The organism is Geodermatophilus arenarius, assembly GCF_042654585.1.
Taxonomy (GTDB): Bacteria; Actinomycetota; Actinomycetes; order Mycobacteriales; family Geodermatophilaceae; genus Geodermatophilus; species Geodermatophilus arenarius.
Genome location: NZ_JBHSGR010000001.1, coordinates 137,596 through 154,474 on the forward strand (window position 1 = coordinate 137,596; position 16,879 = coordinate 154,474).

The window sequence follows — 16,879 nt, forward strand, 5'->3', positions numbered from 1 at the left end:
CGGTCAGCTCGCCGGCTCGATGTCGGAGAGCACGAGGTAGGCGTTGGTCCCGGCGAAGGACGGCTCGGCGACCGACTCGGCGTTGTAGCCGGCGTAGACGAAGTCCTCGTACACCGGGACGAACCAGCCGTTCTCGGTGATGGCCCGGTTCAGGTCGGTCAGGGCCTGCTCCTGGGCGTCGCCGGTCGCACCGAGGGCAGCGCCGAGCGGGCCCTCGATCTCCGGCTCGGTGGCGTCCTGCATGTTCATGAAGCCGCCGTAGAGGGCACCGGCGACGAAGCCCGCGGGCTGGGCGCCCACGGTGAAGGGGCCGAAGATCACCGGGTCGGTCCGCACCGCCGCGAAGACCTGGTCGGTCGAGGTGGCGGTGACGAAGTTGAGCCGGATGCCGACCTCGGCCCACTGGCTCTGGATGGCGACGGCGTCCTCGTCGGGCTGGCCGAGGACGGTCAGGTCGACGTCGAAGCCGTCCGGGAACCCGGCCTCGGCGAGCAGCTCCCGGGCGCGGTCCGGGTCGTAGCCGAACTCCTCGTCCAGCGCCGGGTCGAAGCCGGGGGCCTCCTCGGGGAAGAGCTGGGAGGTCGGCCGGGAGCCGTCGTGCAGGTCGCTGACGAGCGCCTCGCGGTCGGTGGCGTAGGTCATCGCCAGCCGGGCCTGCTCGCTGGCGAAGGCCGGGTTGCTCGCGCCGGTCTTGTCGATGACCGGGAAGCCGACGATCGTGCCACCGACGCTGACGACGCTCTGCCGCTCCTCGACCATGTCGATCGTCGTCGGGTCGAGGACGGTCGCGACGTCGGCCTGGCCCGAGACGACCGCGTTGGCCAGCGCCTGCGGGTCGGTGATGACGTTGAAGACGATGGAGTCGTAGGCCCACTCGTCGGCGCCCCAGGCCTCGTCGTTCTTGTCGAGGGTGTAGGTGCTCGCGCGCGTCGTCTCGCCGGTGTCGAGGGTGTAGGCCCCTGAGCCGTTCGGCGCCGTCTCGAGGGTGCTCGGGTCGGCGACGCCGTCGCGGCCGACGATGATGCCCGCGGTGTCGACGAGGTTGTTCTCCGGCGTCGCCTGGGGCTGTGCCCAGGTGATGACCACGGTCCGCGGGTCCTGCACCGTCACGTCGGTGATCTCGGACGCCTGCCCGGGGGCCAGCGCGCCGTAGGCCTCGAGGTCCGGGTCGCTGCGCCGGTCGAGGTTGGCCTTGACCAGCTCGGCGTCCAGGGTCGACCCGTCGGTGAAGGTCACCCCCTCGCGCAGGGTGAGCGTGGTCTGGGTGTTCTCCGGGTTGTTGGAGAACTCGGTGACCAGGCTCGGCTCGACCGTGCCGTCGGAGGTGGTGACGAACAGCGCGTCGTACAGCGCGCTGAAGAAGGTGAACTGCCCCTGCGAGTACCGCAGCGGGTCGTAGCCGGTGGGCGCGGCATCGGCGTCGTAGGCGAAGGTCAGGGTGCCCGTGGCGCTCTGGCTGCCGCCGCCACCGCCACCGCCGTTGCCGCCGCAGGCGGCCAGCGTCGCGGCGGTCGCGGTGGCCAGCACCGCGGCACCGATCCGCACGGTCGTCGGCCGGGTGCGCCGGCTGGTCAGCAGGGTGGATCGATTCATCGTGTCCTGGCTCCTCATCCTCGACGGACGCGAGGGGTCTGGACGGCCGACCGGCGGCCGTGCGGGCTGCTCCGCCCGACTGCTCCAAGACGATGAGGACGACTGCGCTGTGGCGTCAGGCACAATGCCGGTCAATGGAAAACGAGTGTGGTGCGCACCTCACCGGTGACGGACGGACGTCCTCCCGGTGAACGAGGACCCCGTGGCCGACGTGACCGACGGACCGGGCCCGGCGCCGCGCGTCCGTGGCAAGCGGCCGCCGCAGGGCGACCCGGTGGTCGACCGCGCGCTCGCCCTGCTCGCCGCCTTCGACGCCACGCGTCCGTCGCTGACGCTGGGCGAGCTGGCCCGCCGCAGTGGCATCCCGACCAGCTCCACGCTCCGGCTGGCCGGCCGGCTGGTCGCCTGGGGCGCGCTGGAGCGCGACGCCGAGGGGCGGTTCACCGTCGGGCTGCGGCTGTGGGAGGTGGCCTCCCTGGCGCCCCGCGCCCGCGGCCTGCGGCAGGTGGCGATGCCCTTCCTCGGCGACCTGGAGGAGGTCACCCGCCAGCACGTGCTGCTCGCCGTCCGGGAGGGCGGGGACGCCGTGCTGCTCGAGCGGCTCTCGGCGCACGCGGCGATCCCGGTGCTGTACCAGGTGGGCGGGCGGCTGCCGCTGCACTCCACCGGCGTCGGCCTGGTGCTGCTGGCCTACGCCGACCCCGACGTGCAGGAGGAGTACCTGGCCCGGCCGCTGGTGCACGAGCCCGAGCGCACGCCGGTGTCGGAGGCGGCGCTGCGACGGACGCTGGCCGAGGTCCGCCGGGAGGGCCTCGCCCACTTCCGCCGCCGCGTCCCCCGGCCGATCGTCTCGGTGGCCGCGCCGGTCTTCGACGCCGCCGACCGGCTGGCCGCCGCGGTCTCCGTCGTCGTGCCGCAGGAGGGCGCCGACGCCCGCGTCCTCGGTCCCGCGGTGCGCACCGCCGCCCGCGCGATCTCCCGCGGCCTCGGCGCCCGGCGCCCGCTCGGCCCCGGCCGCTGAGGCCGCCCGATGCCGGCAGGCCCGCGCGACCGTCCGCGGTCGTGCGACGGGCGGCCGAGCGGGCCGGTGCGGGTGGGTTCAGGCAGCGGGTGCGCGCGGCGCCGGCGCCAGGGGTGCCGGGGTGGTGATCTCGGTGCCGTCGGGCCGCCAGGTGCGCCAGGTCCCGGTGGGTTGTCGTTCCACGCGGAAGCCGTGGTGGACCTTGGTGTGGTGGCGCTCGCACAGCAGCGCCGAGTTCTCCAGGGAGGTGTCGCCGCCGTCGATCCAGTGGACCAGGTGGTGGACGTCGCACCACCACGTCGGTGCGCCGCAGCCGGCGAACACGCACCCGCCGTCGCGCAGCTCGGCCGCCTTGCGGATGTGGCGGCTCATCAGCCGCCGCTCCCGGCCGAGGTCCAGCGGTGCGCCGTCGGGGCCGAACACCACCCGGGACACCGCCCCGTCGCAGGCCAGCCAGCGGGCCCTCGCGGCGGAGATGGTGGCGCCGAAGCCCATCCGCCCGGCGTTCGGCCCGCCGGCCGGATCGACTAGGTCCTCCACGTCGATGACGACGGCGATCTGCGGCCTGTGCCCGCGCAGCGTCGGCAGCGACCCGACGGCCAGGACGTTGTCCGCGACCTGGACGAGGGCGTCCCCGAGCCGCTGGGCGCGGGTGCGCCCGTCCCCGGCGGGCCGGTCGGCCTGCACGTGCGCCTCCAGGGCGGCCTGCAGCCTCTCCCCGCCCACGGGATCGAGGTGCCCGCGGAAGGACAGCGACCCGTCGGCGTGCCGGGCCAGCGTCAGCGACCGCCCCTCGGTCGGGTCGGGTTCCGGGCCGTCCGGGTCGAGGTCGTCGAGGTAGTGCTGCACCACCGCGACGAGGTCGGCGTGCGGCTGCTCGACCGCCACGCCGGTGAACGCCGCGTCGACCACCGCCAGGTCCACGCCCTGCTCGACAGCGGAGGCCAGCCGCTCCGGGGTCACCGCCTCAGCAGCCTTCGCCATCTGCTCCGAGGTCGCCAGTCCGGCGTCGTGCGCCTCGGCCAGCGCGGGCAGGTGCTCCAGCGCCCGCCCGGTGCGCACCAGCCGGGCAGCGGCGGCACCGGAGAGCCGGCAGTGCCCGCGCAGCCACGAGGCCATCGACGCCAGGCCGTCCCGCTCCGGCGCCTGGGACAGCTCCGCGGCGCGCACCGCGCGGGCGAGGCGGGCGTCGATCCGGTTGCGCTCGGCGACCAGCGCGGCGACGTCGTCGAGGACGTCACCGTTCCCCGGCTCACCCGAACACATGTACGAAGCCTAGCCGATCAGGCACCCGTCCGCGACGCGAATCCGCAGGCCAGCGGCTCGTCCACAGGTCTCCGGTAGCCGTTGACAGGGACCCCCAGACGCCTCGACCTGCCGGTCAATGGCACGGGGATGGCCGGACCGGCCCCTCGCTGAGGAGGGTGACGCGGACCACCGCCGAGCACCGGAGGACCCGTGCCGATCCACCCCGCCATCGCCGCGAACCTGCACCTGCTGGAGGGCATCGAGTCCTTCGAGCAGGGTCTCGCCGACCCGGAGCAGCGCGCCCGCCTCGACGCGTTCCTGTCGATCGAGGGCGCTCCCCCGCCGCCCGCCGTCGCCGCCCGGCCGGCGTCCGCGCCCGGTCCGCACGGCGACGTCCCGGTCCGGGTCTACGAGCCCGACGGCGGCGGCACCGACCGCCCCTGCCTCGTCTGGCTGCACGGCGGCGCGTTCCGGATGGGTGACCTGGACATGCCCGAGGCCGACTGGACCGCGCGGCAGGTCTGCGAGCCGGCCGGTGCCGTCGTGGTGAGCGTCGACTACCGGCTCTGCGCCGGCGGGGTGACCTACCCCGTGCCGCACGACGACGCCGTCGCCGCCGTCCGGTGGGTGCGCGACTCCGCCGCGGTCCTGGGCGTCGACCCCGCGCGCATCTCCGTCGGTGGCGCCAGCGCCGGCGGCAACCTGGCCACCGGGGCCGTGCTGCGGCTGCGCGACGACGACGGCTGGGTCCCCGCGGCGCTGGTCCTCGCCTACACGACCCTGCACGCCGTCGTCCCCGCGCCGTCGGCCGCGCTCGCGGCGCTCATGACCGAGGTCCCCCGGCTGCTGCGCTTCCTGCCGGAGGACCGTGCGTCGATCACCCACAACTACCTGGGCGGGCCGGAGAGCCGCGCGGACGGGTACGCGATGCCGGCGAACGCCGTCCTCGACGGGCTCTGCCCCGTGCTGCTGCTGAACTCCGAGTACGACGACCTGCGCGCCTCCGCCGAGGCGTTCACCGCGGCGCTCGCGCTGGCCGGCGTCGACGTCCGGCAGGTGCTCGTCCCCGGGATGCTGCACGGCTTCCTCAGCACGCCCGCGGCCGACGTCGAGCCGGTGGACCGGGCGCTCGCGCTGGTGGCCGAGGTCGTCGCCGGGCAGCCCGTCGCCGTCCCGGTGTCCGCGTGACCGTGCCGGTCAATGGCACGGGCGTTGGTCGGGTGACCCGGGTCACGGATGCTCGGACGGTCAGTGTCGACCCGACCCGGGAGTGCAGATGAGCTTCGAGTACCTGATCGACCCGGAGAAGGGCCCGCAGTGGCAGGGGGTGCTGCCCGGCAAGCCGGTCCCCTACGTGCTCAAGCGCGGCGAGGGCGAGCACGCGATGCTGTTCGGCGACCTGTTCAGCGTGCTGCTGTCCGGCGACGAGACCGAGAACCAGTTCGGGATCGTCGTCAGCGACTCCCCCGCCGGCGACGTCATCCCCACGCACTCGCACAACGCCACCCACGAGACGTTCTTCGTGCTCGACGGGAAGGTGCGGCTGTTCTTCGAGGACGCCGAGGGCGGCAAGCAGTCGCAGCTGCTCACCCCCGGCGACTTCGGCTTCGTGCCGGCCGGGTTCGCGCACGCGTACCAGATCGTCGAGGACGCCCGGATGATGGGCACCCTCTCCGGCGGCTTCGAGCGGTTCTTCCAGCACATGGGCCAGCCGACCGACCACCCGACCAAGGACCAGCCGCCGTTCATCCCGGACTTCCCGCGCATGCAGGCGGCGGCGCAGCAGCACGACATGCAGTTCATGCGCGACTACGAGTGGCCCGAGCAGGCCTGAGTCCCGCACCTCCCTCCCCGGGCGCGGTCCCTGACCAGGGGCCGCGCCCGGCGTCCGTTCCGAGGAGGCCCCGTGCCCACGCCCGCCCTGCCGCTGCCCCCGCCGGCGCACGCCGCTCCCCTGCCCGCGTCCGCGCCGGGCCCGGACGGCACCCGCGTCCTGTCCGGGGTCGCCTACGCGGCGCTCCCCGGCGTCCGGCCGCTGGAGCTCGACCTGTACCTCCCGCCCGGCGACGGGCCGCACCCGGTCGCGCTGTTCCTGCACGGCGGCGGGTGGCGGCTGGGCAGCCGGCACTCCGGCGGTCCCGCGTTCCCCGGCCGCACGCTGTTCGAGCGGGTCGCGGCCGCCGGGATCGCGGTGGCCAGCGCCGACTACCGGCTCTCCGGCGAGGCGGTCTGGCCGGCGCAGCTGTCCGACGCGAAGGCCGCCGTCCGCTGGCTGCGCGCGCGGGCGGACGAGCTCGGCGTCGACCCGGACCGGGTGGCCGCGTGGGGCGAGTCCGCGGGCGGCCACCTCGCCGGGCTGCTCGGCCTGGTCACCGACGCGGACCTGGAGGGCGACGTCGGCGTGACCGGCCCGTCGAGCGCCGTCGTCGCGGTCGCCGCCTGGTACGCGCCGGCCGACCTCGCCGGCTTCGCCGGGGACGCCGGCGCGGACCCGGCCGACGCCGGCACCCGGGAGGCGCAGCTGCTCGGCGCCCCGCCGGCGAGCGTGCCCGACGCCGCGACCCAGGCGAGCCCGGTCACCCACGTCCGGGCGGACGCGCCGCCGTTCCTGCTGCTGCACGGCACCGGCGACCGGTTCGTGCCGTGCGTGCAGAGCGAGCGGCTGGCGGAGGCGCTGCGGAGAGCCGGGGCCGAGGTCGAGCTGCACACCTACGACGGCGCGGACCACATGTGGCTGGGCGCCCCGGACGCGGCCGCGGACGCGCTCGACCGGACGACCGCGTTCCTGCGCGCCCGGCTGCTCGGGACGTGATCCGGAACTGTCCGGGACCGCTTGCCGGTCAATGGAATCGCCCCTCGGCAGAGTGACCCCGGCCACCCATCCTCGACGTGTCCGGGCGCGGCCCCCGAGCCCCCCGGCCCCCAGATCTCCCCGCCCCTCCCCCGCCTTCCGCGCGCGAAAGGCGACCGAGGGCGGCACCGCAGTCCGACAGGAGTCCCCGTGACCGAAGCGCACGTCCCGTCCCGGGTCCCGGTCCTCGTCGCCGGCGGCGGCCCCAGCGGGCTGGCCGCCGCGATCGAGCTGGGCCGCCGTGGCGTCGAGGTGCTCGTCGTCGAGCCGCGCACCGAGCTGGACCCGCTGCGCCCGCGCGCCAAGACCACCAGCGTCCGCACGATGGAGCACCTGCGCCGCTGGGGCCTGGCCGACCGGCTGCGCGCCGCCGCCCCGCTCCCGGTGTCCTACGCCCAGGACGTCGTCTTCTGCACCGGGTTGTTCGGGCACGAGATCACCCGCTTCCCCGAGGCGTTCGGGTTGTGGACCGAGCCCCGCCAGGTCGCCGCCGAGGCCGGCCAGCAGGCGCCCCAGTCGCAGGTCGAGCGGCTGCTGCGCGAGGCCGCCGCGGCCCTGCCCACGGTCACCCTGCTGGTCGGCTCGCGGGTCACCGCGATCACCGACGGGCCGGACGGGGTCCGCGCGACCGTCGAGGGCCCGGACGGCACGGGCACCGACGTCGTCGCCGGGTACCTGCTCGGCTGCGACGGCAGCGCCGGCATCTCGCGGCGCGCGATCGGCGCCCGGTACGAGGGCTCCTCCGGCGCGATGCCCAACCTCAGCGTCACCTTCCGCTCCCGCGCGCTGGAGGAGCGGCCGCTGTGCGCGCTCGGCGTGCACCACTGGGTGATCGGCACCGAGCGCGGCGGGCTCATGGGCCGGCTCGACCTCGACGGCACGTGGTGGGCGATCGTGCAGGGCGTCGACACGGTGGCCGAGGACGCCGACCCGGAGGCCCTGGTGCGGGCGATGGTCGGGGACGACATCGACGTCGAGGTGCTGGCCACCGACCCGTGGCAGGCCCGGATGCTGCTGGCCGACCGCTACCGCGGCGAGCGCGTGTTCCTCGTCGGCGACGCCGCGCACCTGAACCCGCCGTGGGGCGGGCACGGGTTCAACACCTGCGTCGGCGACGCCGTGAACGTCGGGTGGAAGCTCGCCGCCGTCCTGCAGGGCTGGGCGCCGGCCGCGCTGCTCGACAGCTACGAACCCGAGCGGCGCCCGGTCGCGCGGCGCACCATCGACGCCGCCGGCAGCCAGGAGGCGTTCCTCGCCCCCGCGTTCACCGGCCGCGACCTCGACGACGACGGCCCCACCGGCGTCGAGCTGCGGGCGGCGCTGGCCGAGGCGCTGCAGGTGAAGGACCCGGAGTTCCACAGCCTCGGGCTGGTGCTCGGCTACGACTACCCGGACTCCCCCGTCGTGGTCCCCGACGGCCGGCCGGTCCCCGCGCCGGCCCTGGCCACCTTCACCCCCTCGGCGCACCCCGGCGCCCGGCTGCCGCACGCCTGGCTGGGCGACGGCGACTCGCTGTTCGACCGCCTCGGCGACGGCTTCACCGTGCTGCGGCTGGACCCGGCCGCCGACGCCGGGTCGCTGGCGAGCGCCGCGGCCGCCCGCGGGGTGCCGCTGACCGACGCCGACCTGTCCGGCGTGCCGGGGCTGCGCGACCTGCTCGGCGCCGACCTCGTCCTCGTCCGCCCCGACCAGCACGTGGCCTGGCGCGGGGACGCGGTGCCCGACGCCGACACGCTGCTCGCCCGCGTCCTCGGGGCCGCCGTCCCCGCCTCCGCCCTCCGCTGACCCCCGATCCGAGGAGACCCGCCCCATGACCGCCGCCCAGTTCCCGGAGGGCTTCCTCTGGGGTGCCGCCACCGCCGCCCACCAGGTCGAGGGCGGCAACGTGAACAACGACCACTGGGAGATGGAGCACGCCGAGCACTCGCCGTTCGCCGAGCCCAGCGGCGACGCGTGCGACTCCTTCCACCGCTGGCCCGAGGACCTCGACCTCGTCGCGGGTGCCGGGCTCTCCGCCTACCGGTTCAGCCTGGAGTGGAGCCGGATCGAGCCCGAGGAGGGCGAGGTCTCGCGCGCCGCGCTCGACCACTACCGGCGGATCGTCGACGGCTGCCGCGACCGCGGGCTGGCGCCGGTGGTCACGCTCGTGCACTTCACCCAGCCCCGCTGGCTGTCCCACGACGGCGGCTGGACCGGCCCGAAGGCCGGCGACCGGATCGCCCGCTACACCGAGGCCGTGCTGCCGGTGCTGGCCGACGCCGAGTACGTGTGCACCGTCAACGAGCCCAACCTGGTGGCCGCCCAGCCGGTGATGGGCGCGATGGCGATGCGCGGCGAGCCGATCAGGGGGTTGCCCCGCCCCGACCAGGAGGTCGCCGAGGCGCTGCTCGGCCTGCACGCCCGCTCGATGGACGTGCTCCGCGGGAACGTCGCCCGCGCCGGCATGACGCTGGTCGGCCGCGAGCACCTCGCCGAGCCCGGCGGCGAGGAGCGGATGCGCGCCGAGCGCGCCGCCTTCGAGGACCAGTTCCTCGAGGCCGCCCGCGGCGACGACTTCGTCGGCCTGCAGGTGTACACCTGCGCCCGCTTCGACGCCGACGGCCTGGTCGCCCCCGCCCCGGAGCTGCAGACGCTCGCCCACGGCATGGAGCGCCGGCCGGAGGCGCTCGGTGCCGCCGTCGCGCGGGCCGCCGAGGTGCTGCCCGGCACGCCGCTGCTGGTCACCGAGAACGGCATCGCCACGGCCGACGACACCGACCGCATCGCCTTCACCCGCGACGCGCTCGCGTCCCTGGCCGCGGCGGTCGACGGCGGCGCGGACGTGCGCGGCTACGTGCACTGGTCGCTGCTGGACAACTTCGAGTGGATGCTCGGCTACCGCCCGACCTTCGGCCTGGTCGCCGTCGACCGGCAGACCTTCGCCCGCACGCCCAAGCCGAGCCTCGCCTGGCTCGGCGACGTCGCTCGCCGGAACGGGCTCGCCTGATGCGCGTCGTGGGCATCCGCCGGGACGGCGGACCGGTCGAGGCGGCGGCGCTGTCCGACGACGGCGCGACGGTGACCGTGCTGGCGCCGCTGGCGGGGTTCTGGGCCGACGCGGCCCGGTTCCTGGCCGCGGAGCCGGCCGGGGACCCCGTCCCGGTCGCCGGCGTCGAGGTGGTGCCGCCGGTGCTGCCCGGCGCCCGCGTGGTCTGCATCGGGCTCAACTACCTCAAGCACGTCGCCGAGGGCTCCTTCGCCGGCGAGGGCGTGCCGCCGCACCCGACGCTGTTCGCCCGCTGGACCCGGTCGCTGACCGTCGGCGGGGCGGAGATCCCGGTGCCCGCCGACGAGGACGGCCTCGACTGGGAGGGCGAGGTCGTCGCCTACGTCGGGTCGACGCTGGTCGACGCCACGCCGGACGAGGCGCTGGCCGCCGTCGTCGGCTACTCGACGTTCAACGACGTCACCTCGCGGCGGGCGCAGAAGCTCACCTCGCAGTGGATCCTCGGCAAGAACGGCGACCGGTCCGGACCGCTCGGGCCGATCGTCCCCGCCGCCGAGGTCGGCGACCTGCGCGACGGGCTGCGCGTGCGGACCCGGGTCAACGGCGAGACCGTCCAGGACGGGCGCACCGACGAGATGGTCTACACCGTCGGCGACACCCTCGCGCTGATCAGCCGCACCTTCACGCTGCACCCCGGGGACCTGCTGGCCACCGGCACGCCGTCCGGCGTCGGCTACGCCCGCACGCCCCCGTGGCTGATGCGGCCCGGCGACGTCGTCGAGGTCGAGGTCGAGCGGCTGGGCGTCCTGACCAACCGCATCGTCGGGAACGAGGCCCGGGAGGTGGCCGGCCGTGGCCGGTGAGTTCCGGCAGTACCTGTTCCCGCACGACCACCCGCGGCTGGCCGAGGTGCGTGGGCTCGACGCGTACGCCTACGGGGAGTTCGCGCGGAAGCCGGGCACGTTCACCGGCGGGCTGGTCGAGGGCTGGACGCCGCTGTACCTGGCGCCGTTCCGCGGGGTCACCGAGGACGGCACGCTGCGTCCGGAGGTGCACCGCTGGGAGCCCGCGCGACCCGGCGAGGAGGCGCCGGTCGCGGCGATGGTCGAGGCCGCGGAGGCGCTGCTGTCGCTGCTGTCACCGGAGGACCGGGAGCGGGTGTCGCACGCCGTCGACGCCCCGGAGTGGCAGACCTGGGCCAACCCGGAGTTCCTGCAGTTCGACACCGGCCTGCGGCTGGAGTTCCAGCCGCCCCAGGTGCGCGAGGCGGCGCTGGAGCTGGTCCGCGCGTCCCTGTCGCCCGAGGGCGCCGACCTCGTGCACGCCGCGATGCTGGTCAACGGCTTCCTCGGCGACGTCGTCGACCTGCCCGCGCTGCTCGGCGAGTGGAGCTACAACCTCGCCCTCTACGGCACCCCGGACCTGCGCGCGCCGTGGGGCTGGCAGCTCTACGGCCACCACTGCGCGGTCGACGTGCTGGTGGTCGAGGGCCGGATGGTGGTCTCGCCGGTGTTCGTGGGCGCCGAGCCCGACGAGATCGACGACGGCCCGCACGCCGGGATCTCCGGCCTGTTCGCCGACCGGATCGCCGCCGGGCTGGCCGTCATGGCGGCGCTGACGCCGGAGCAGCGGACCGCCGCGACGGTCTACGAGCGGATGGTCGACCCGGCGATGCCGCCCGGCCGGGTGCACCCCGGCGACGAGCGGCACCTGGCCGGCGCGTTCCAGGACAACCGGGTCATCCCGGTCGAGGGGGTCCGGGTCGCCGACCTGCCCCAGGACGCCCGGCAGCGGGTGCTCGACGTCGTGGCCACCTTCGTCGCGCTGCTGCCCGCCGGCCCCCGGGCCGCGCGGCTGCGCGAGGTCGAGGCGCACCTGGACGAGACCTGGTTCTCCTGGATCGGCGGGCACGAGCCCGGCGACGTCTTCTACTACCGGGTGCAGTCGCCGGTCGTCGTCGCCGAGCTCGACCACCACTGCGGTGTCTTCCTCGACTACGACACCCCGCAGCCCTTCCACGTGCACACGGTGCTGCGCACCCCGCACGGCAACGACTACGGCCGCGCCTGGGTGCGGCAGTGGCGGGAGCGCGCCGGCGGCTGAGCGGCCTCAGCCGGCCGCTTCCTCCTCGTCCTCGTCCTCCTCGTCCTCCTCGTCCTCCTCCTCGCCCTCCTCGTCCTCCTCGTCCTCGTCGTCCTGCTGGTCGGCCTGCTGGGCGTCCTGAGCCGGCCCGTCGTCCTGCTGCCCGTCGTCGTCCTGCTGCCCGTCGTCGCCCGCCTCGTCGTCGTACCCGTCCGCGCCGGCCATGACGGCGTAGAGGTCCTCGAGGACGTCGAGCGCGGTGTCGATGTCCTCCGGCGCGCGGTCGGCGAGCGCCCCGAGGGACTCCACGCGCTCCTCGGTGAGGAGGTCGGGCAGGCGCTCGAGCAGCGTGGCGACCGCCTGCGGCCCCTGGCCGGTGAGCGCCCGGCCGACGCGCAGCAGCGCCCGGACCGCGGCGGCGCCGCGCCCGTTGCCGAGCAGCTCGCCGGCCTGGTCGAGGTTCTCCTCGGCCAGCACCCGGTCCAGGCCGGCGGCCACCCGCTCCACCCGGCCGTCGTCGAGGACCTCGCCGGCACGGTCGACCACGTGCGGCAGGCGGTCGTCGGCGAGGAGCAGGTCGAGCCGGGCGAGCAGCCGGCCGAAGCGCTCGTCGGCGGGGAGGTCCAGCAGCCGGCCGATGCGCTCGTCGGCCGCGAGGTCCAGCAGCCGGCCGATGCGCTCGTCGCCGGCCAGGTCCAGCGCCTTCGCGACGCGGTCGCCGGTGACGAGCTCGAGCAGCGCGTCGAGCCGGTCGACCCGGTCCGGGGAGGCCAGGCGGTCGATCCCGGCGCCCAGGCGCTGCAGCCGGCCGGAGGAGAGCAGCCCGTCGAGCGCGTCGAGGGCCCGCGGCACGACGTCCGCCCGCGCCCGGACCGAGTCCGCCACCCGGGACATGCCCGCGATCCGGTCGGGGGTGAGGACGGCGACCAGCCGGTCTGTCAGCGCGGCCACCGCGGCCGTCCGCTCGGGGGTCAGGACGCCCGCGAGCCGCTGCACGACGCCGGTGGCCGTGTCGACCACCTCGGGCGCGACCGCGGCCGCCCGCGCCACCGCGGGGGCGACCCCGTCGAGCAGCGTGCGGGTGCTCCGGAGCACGTCGTCGGCCATCGGCAGCAGGTTCTCCGCGCGCGGCAGGGCGGCGCCGAGCGTGCGGACCGACTCGACGAGGGTCCGGGGGAGGTCGAACAGGTCCGCGGGGTCGGGCAGGCGCATTGGCGCTCCCTACCCGCTCGGTGACCTGACTCACTCGCGGGACACGCCGGCGTCCGGAGCCACCCGGTCAGGTGACCCCCCGGCGGTCGTGCTCCGCCCCGCCGTCGGGGCAGGGCACGACCGCCGGCCGGACGTCAGGAGCGGTGCACCTCGTCGTAGCCGTAGTCGCCGCCGGGGTCGTGCCCGGTCCGGTCGGCCGGCTCCGCGCCCACCGGGGGCACCGGCGCGCGCGCCGCCCCGGCAGCGGCCCCGTGGGCCATGTCGTAGCCGTAGTCGCCGTCGGAACGCTCAGCCGGCTGGGTCACGGCCCCTCCTCGACGCCCGTCGTGCACGTGCGGCCGATGGTCCGCGCCCGGCCGGGACGCGGGCAAGGGCCGCCGCCGCGGTCAGCGGGCGACGCGCGCCTCGGCGGCCGCCCAGCCGGCGTCGGACCCCGAGGGCCGGTACTCCACCAGCGCCTGCGTGGTGCGCAGCAGCCGGCGCATCTCCCCCAGCCCGCCCTCGAGGGCCCCGAGCGCCCGAGCCTGCACCAGCGCGTTGCCCAGCGCCGCGGCCTCCACCGGGCCGGCGAGCACCGGCCGCTGGCAGGCGTCGGCGGTGAGCTGGCACAGCAGCGCGTTGCGCGCTCCCCCGCCGACCAGGTGGACGACGTCGACGTCGCGGCCGGACAGCTCGACCGCCGCCCGGACCGTGCGCCGGTAGGCCAGGGCCAGGCTGTCGACGACGCAGCGCACCGTCTCGGCCTGGCTCTGCGGCGGCGTCTGCCCCGTCTCGGTGCACACCTGCGCGATGCGCGCGGGCACGTCGCCGGGCGGCAGGAACCGCGGGTCGTCGACGTCGACCACCGCCGTGAAGGCCGGCACCCGCGCGGCCGCGGCGAGCAGCTCGGGCAGGTCGGCCGGCAACCCGGCCGCCGCCCAGGTGCGCAGCGACTCCTGCAGCAGCCACAGCCCCATGACGTTGTGCAGGTACCGCACGGTGCCGTCGACGCCGAGCTCGTTGGTGAAGCCCGCCGTCCGGCCGGCCTCGGTGAGCACCGGCTTCTCCAGCTCCACCCCGACCAGCGACCACGTGCCGCAGGAGACGTAGGCGAACCGGTCGCCGCGCGCCGGGACCCCGGCCACCGCCGACGCGGTGTCGTGCGACCCGACCGCGACCACCGGCACCTCGCCCAGCCCGGTCTCGGCGCGGACCTCCGCGGTGAGCCGGCCGATCTCGTCGCCGGGCTGCACGAGGTCCGCGAGCAGGTCGCGCGGCAGCTCGAGCCGGTCGAGCAGGCCGGTCGCCCACTGCCGCGTCGTCGCGTCGAGCAGTCCGGTCGTGGAGGCGTTGGTGACCTCCGCGACCCGCGCGCCGGTCAGCCAGTACGCGAGCAGGTCCGGGACGAGCAGCGCCTGCCGGGCGGCGGCGAACCGCGCCGTCCCGCGCATCGCGGCGAGCTGGAACACCGTGTTGAACGGCAGGTGCTGCAGCCCGTTGACCCGGTACAGCTCGTCGGGCGGGACGACGGCGTGCACCGCCGGCACCGCGGTCTCGTGCCGGGCGTCGCGGTAGTGCACCGGGTTGCCCAGCAGCGCGCCGTCGGCGTCGAGCAGGCCGACGTCGACCGCCCAGCTGTCGATGCCGATGCCGTCGAGCCCGTCGGCCTCGCGGCCGGCCGCGCGCAGCCCGTCGAGCACGCCGGCGTAGAGGCCCAGGACGTCCCAGTGCAGCGTGCCCGCCGTGCGCACCGGCCGGTTGGGGAACCGGTGCAGCTCGGTGAGGTCCAGCCGTCCCGGGCCGACCCTCGCGGCCATGACCCGGCCGCTGGAGGCGCCCAGGTCGACGGCCGCGAGGGACAGCTCGCGGGTCACCGGAGGAAGGCCGCGGCGACCCCGGAGTCGACCGGGACGTGCAGGCCGGTGGTCCGGGTGAGCTCCCCGCCGGTGAGGGCGAAGACGGCGTCGGCGACGTGCTCGGGCAGCACCTCGCGCTTGAGCAGCGTGCGCTGGGCGTAGAACTGCCCGAGCTCCTCCTCCGGCACCCCGTAGACCGCGGCGCGCTTGGCGCCCCAGCCGCCGGCGAAGATGCCCGATCCGCGGACGACGCCGTCGGGGTTGATGCCGTTGACCCGGATCTGGTGCTCGCCGAGCTCGGCGGCCAGCAGCCGGACCTGGTGGGCCTGGTCGGCCTTGGTCGAGGAGTAGGCGATATTGCTCGGGCCGGCGAACACGGAGTTCTTCGAGGAGATGTAGACGACGTCGCCGCCCATCCCCTGCTCGATCATGATCCGGGCCGCCTCGCGGGAGACGAGGAAGCTGCCCTTGGCCATGACGTCGTGCTGCAGGTCCCAGTCCCGCTCGGTGGTCTCCAGCAGCGGCTTGGAGATCGACAGGCCGGCGTTGTTGACCACGAGGTCCACGCCGCCGAAGGCGAGCACCGCCTCGCGGAACGCGGCGGCCACGGCCTCGGCGTCGGACACGTCGGCGGCCACGCCGATCGCGACGTCGGGGCCGCCGATCCCGGCCGCGGCGTCGGTGGCCTTCTGCAGGTCCAGGTCGGCGACGACGACGCAGGCGCCCTCGGCGGCGAGCCGCTCGGCGATGGCCTTGCCGATGCCGCTCGCCGCGCCGGTGACCAGCGCGACCCGGGTGGCCAGCGGCTTGGGCTTCGGCATCCGCTGGAGCTTGGCCTCCTCCAGCGCCCAGTACTCGATGCGGAACTTCTCGCTCTCGTCGATCGGCGCGTAGGTGGAGACCGCCTCGGCGCCGCGCATGACGTTGATGGCGTTGACGTAGAACTCGCCGGCCACCCGCGCGGTCTGCTTGTTGGCGCCGAAGCTGAACATGCCCACGCCGGGCACCAGCACGATCGCCGGGTCGGCGCCGCGCATCGCCGGCGAGTCGGGCGTCGCGTGCCGCTCGTAGTAGGCCGCGTACTCGGTGCGGTACTCCTCGTGGAGCTCCTTCAGCCGCCGCACCACCTCGTCGGTGGTCGCGGTGGCCGGCAGGTCGACGACCATCGGCCGCACCTTGGTGCGCAGGAAGTGGTCCGGGCAGGAGGTGCCCAGCGCGGCGAGGGGCTGCAGCTTCTCCCGCGACAGGAAGTCCAGGACGACGTCGGAGTCGGTGAAGTGGCCGACCTGGGGCCGGTCGGTGCTCGCGAGCCCGCGGATGACCGGCGCCAGCGCGGCCGCCCTCGCCCGGCGCTCGTCCTCGGGCAGCGCCTCGAAGCCGGGGACGACGGCGCCGAACGGCTCGGCCTCCCCGCGCTCGGCGAGGAAGCGCTCGGCGGTCCGGATGACGTCGAGGGAGTTGGCCTCGGCCTCCGCGGCGGTGGCGCCCCACGCGGTGATGCCGTGGCCGCCGAGGACGCAGCCGATCGCCTGCGGGTTCTTCTCCTTGATCGCGGCGATGTCCAGGCCGAGCTGGAAGCCGGGACGGCGCCACGGCACCCAGACGACGCGGTCGCCGAAGCACTCGCGGGTCAGCGCCTCGCCGTCGGCCGCCGTCGCCAGGGCGATGCCGGAGTCGGGGTGCAGGTGGTCCACGTGCGCGGCGTCGACGAGCCCGTGCATCGCGGTGTCGATCGAGGGGGCGGCGCCACCGCGGCCGTGCAGGCAGAAGTCGAACGCGGCGACCATCTCGTCCTCGCGGTCGACGCCGGGGTAGACGTCGACCAGCGAGCGCAGCCGGTCCAGCCGCAGCACGGCCAGGCCGGACTCCTGCAGGGTGCCGAGGTCGCCGCCGGAGCCCTTGACCCACAGCAGCTCGACCGGCTGACCGGTCACCGGGTCGGTCTCGGTGCCCTTGGCGGAGGTGTTGCCGCCGGCGTAGTTGGTGTTGCGCGGGTCGGAGCCCAGCCGGTTGCTGCGCTCGAGCAGCTCACGGACGACGGGGTTGGTCAC

General features: G+C 75.7%; 14 protein-coding genes. 8 read left to right on the top strand and 6 right to left on the bottom strand.

What is annotated here, in order from left to right; translation table 11 throughout:
- Positions 1-3: 3 nt before the first annotated feature.
- A complete protein-coding gene (locus ACFO3M_RS00650) occupies positions 4-1,593 on the bottom strand; it encodes an ABC transporter substrate-binding protein (RefSeq protein ID WP_387985024.1) in 1,590 nt (529 codons plus the stop codon).
- Positions 1,594-1,795: 202 nt separating this feature from the next.
- On the opposite strand from ACFO3M_RS00650, the gene ACFO3M_RS00655 reads away from it, so the two are divergent.
- Entirely contained in the window at positions 1,796-2,614 is an 819-nt protein-coding gene (locus ACFO3M_RS00655; RefSeq protein ID WP_387985026.1) for an IclR family transcriptional regulator, read from the top strand.
- A gap of 78 nt (positions 2,615-2,692) precedes the next feature.
- Here ACFO3M_RS00655 and ACFO3M_RS00660 read toward each other — a convergent pair whose 3' ends face one another.
- Complete coding sequence (locus tag ACFO3M_RS00660; RefSeq protein WP_387985028.1) at positions 2,693-3,880, bottom strand: HNH endonuclease signature motif containing protein; 1,188 nt, start codon at positions 3,878-3,880, stop codon at positions 2,693-2,695.
- A gap of 192 nt (positions 3,881-4,072) precedes the next feature.
- Here ACFO3M_RS00660 and ACFO3M_RS00665 point away from each other — a divergent pair, with 192 nt between their 5' ends.
- From ACFO3M_RS00665 to ACFO3M_RS00695, 7 genes are all read left to right on the top strand, one after another.
- Positions 4,073-5,050 carry an alpha/beta hydrolase gene (locus tag ACFO3M_RS00665; protein ID WP_387985031.1) on the top strand — a complete coding sequence of 326 codons (978 nt, stop codon included), beginning with the start codon at positions 4,073-4,075 and terminating at the stop codon, positions 5,048-5,050.
- Between the two features lie 88 nt (positions 5,051-5,138).
- A complete protein-coding gene (locus ACFO3M_RS00670) occupies positions 5,139-5,696 on the top strand; it encodes a quercetin 2,3-dioxygenase (RefSeq protein ID WP_387985033.1) in 558 nt (185 codons plus the stop codon).
- 72 nt (positions 5,697-5,768) lie between these two features.
- Positions 5,769-6,674: an alpha/beta hydrolase fold domain-containing protein gene (locus ACFO3M_RS00675; protein ID WP_387985036.1), complete on the top strand. Its 906-nt coding sequence runs from the start codon at positions 5,769-5,771 to the stop codon at positions 6,672-6,674.
- Positions 6,675-6,863: 189 nt separating this feature from the next.
- On the top strand, positions 6,864-8,498 hold the full coding sequence (locus tag ACFO3M_RS00680) for an FAD-dependent monooxygenase (protein ID WP_387985039.1): 1,635 nt from the start codon (positions 6,864-6,866) through the stop codon (positions 8,496-8,498).
- A gap of 25 nt (positions 8,499-8,523) precedes the next feature.
- Positions 8,524-9,699, top strand: coding sequence for a glycoside hydrolase family 1 protein (locus ACFO3M_RS00685; RefSeq protein WP_387985042.1), 1,176 nt, complete (start codon positions 8,524-8,526; stop codon positions 9,697-9,699).
- Positions 9,699-10,562 (top strand): fumarylacetoacetate hydrolase family protein, encoded by an 864-nt coding sequence (locus ACFO3M_RS00690; protein ID WP_387985045.1) that lies wholly within the window; start codon positions 9,699-9,701, stop codon positions 10,560-10,562. Before ACFO3M_RS00685 ends, ACFO3M_RS00690 begins: the two co-directional genes overlap by 1 nt.
- Positions 10,552-11,802 carry a DUF3500 domain-containing protein gene (locus tag ACFO3M_RS00695; protein WP_387985048.1) on the top strand — a complete coding sequence of 417 codons (1,251 nt, stop codon included), beginning with the start codon at positions 10,552-10,554 and terminating at the stop codon, positions 11,800-11,802. The genes ACFO3M_RS00690 and ACFO3M_RS00695 overlap by 11 nt, the downstream gene beginning before the upstream one ends.
- Positions 11,803-11,808: 6 nt before the next feature.
- Here ACFO3M_RS00695 and ACFO3M_RS00700 read toward each other — a convergent pair whose 3' ends face one another.
- From ACFO3M_RS00700 to ACFO3M_RS00715, 4 genes are all read right to left on the bottom strand, one after another.
- A complete protein-coding gene (locus tag ACFO3M_RS00700) occupies positions 11,809-12,993 on the bottom strand; it encodes a hypothetical protein (protein WP_387985051.1) in 1,185 nt (394 codons plus the stop codon).
- Positions 12,994-13,127: 134 nt separating this feature from the next.
- Positions 13,128-13,298: a hypothetical protein gene (locus tag ACFO3M_RS00705; protein WP_387985054.1), complete on the bottom strand. Its 171-nt coding sequence runs from the start codon at positions 13,296-13,298 to the stop codon at positions 13,128-13,130.
- Positions 13,299-13,379: 81 nt separating this feature from the next.
- The gene (locus ACFO3M_RS00710) at positions 13,380-14,846 is read right to left on the bottom strand and encodes a rhamnulokinase (protein ID WP_387985056.1); all 1,467 of its coding nucleotides are present in this window, start codon (positions 14,844-14,846) and stop codon (positions 13,380-13,382) included.
- Positions 14,843-16,879, bottom strand: a complete 2,037-nt coding sequence (locus tag ACFO3M_RS00715; RefSeq protein WP_387985059.1) for a bifunctional aldolase/short-chain dehydrogenase — start codon at positions 16,877-16,879, stop codon at positions 14,843-14,845. The genes ACFO3M_RS00710 and ACFO3M_RS00715 overlap by 4 nt, the downstream gene beginning before the upstream one ends.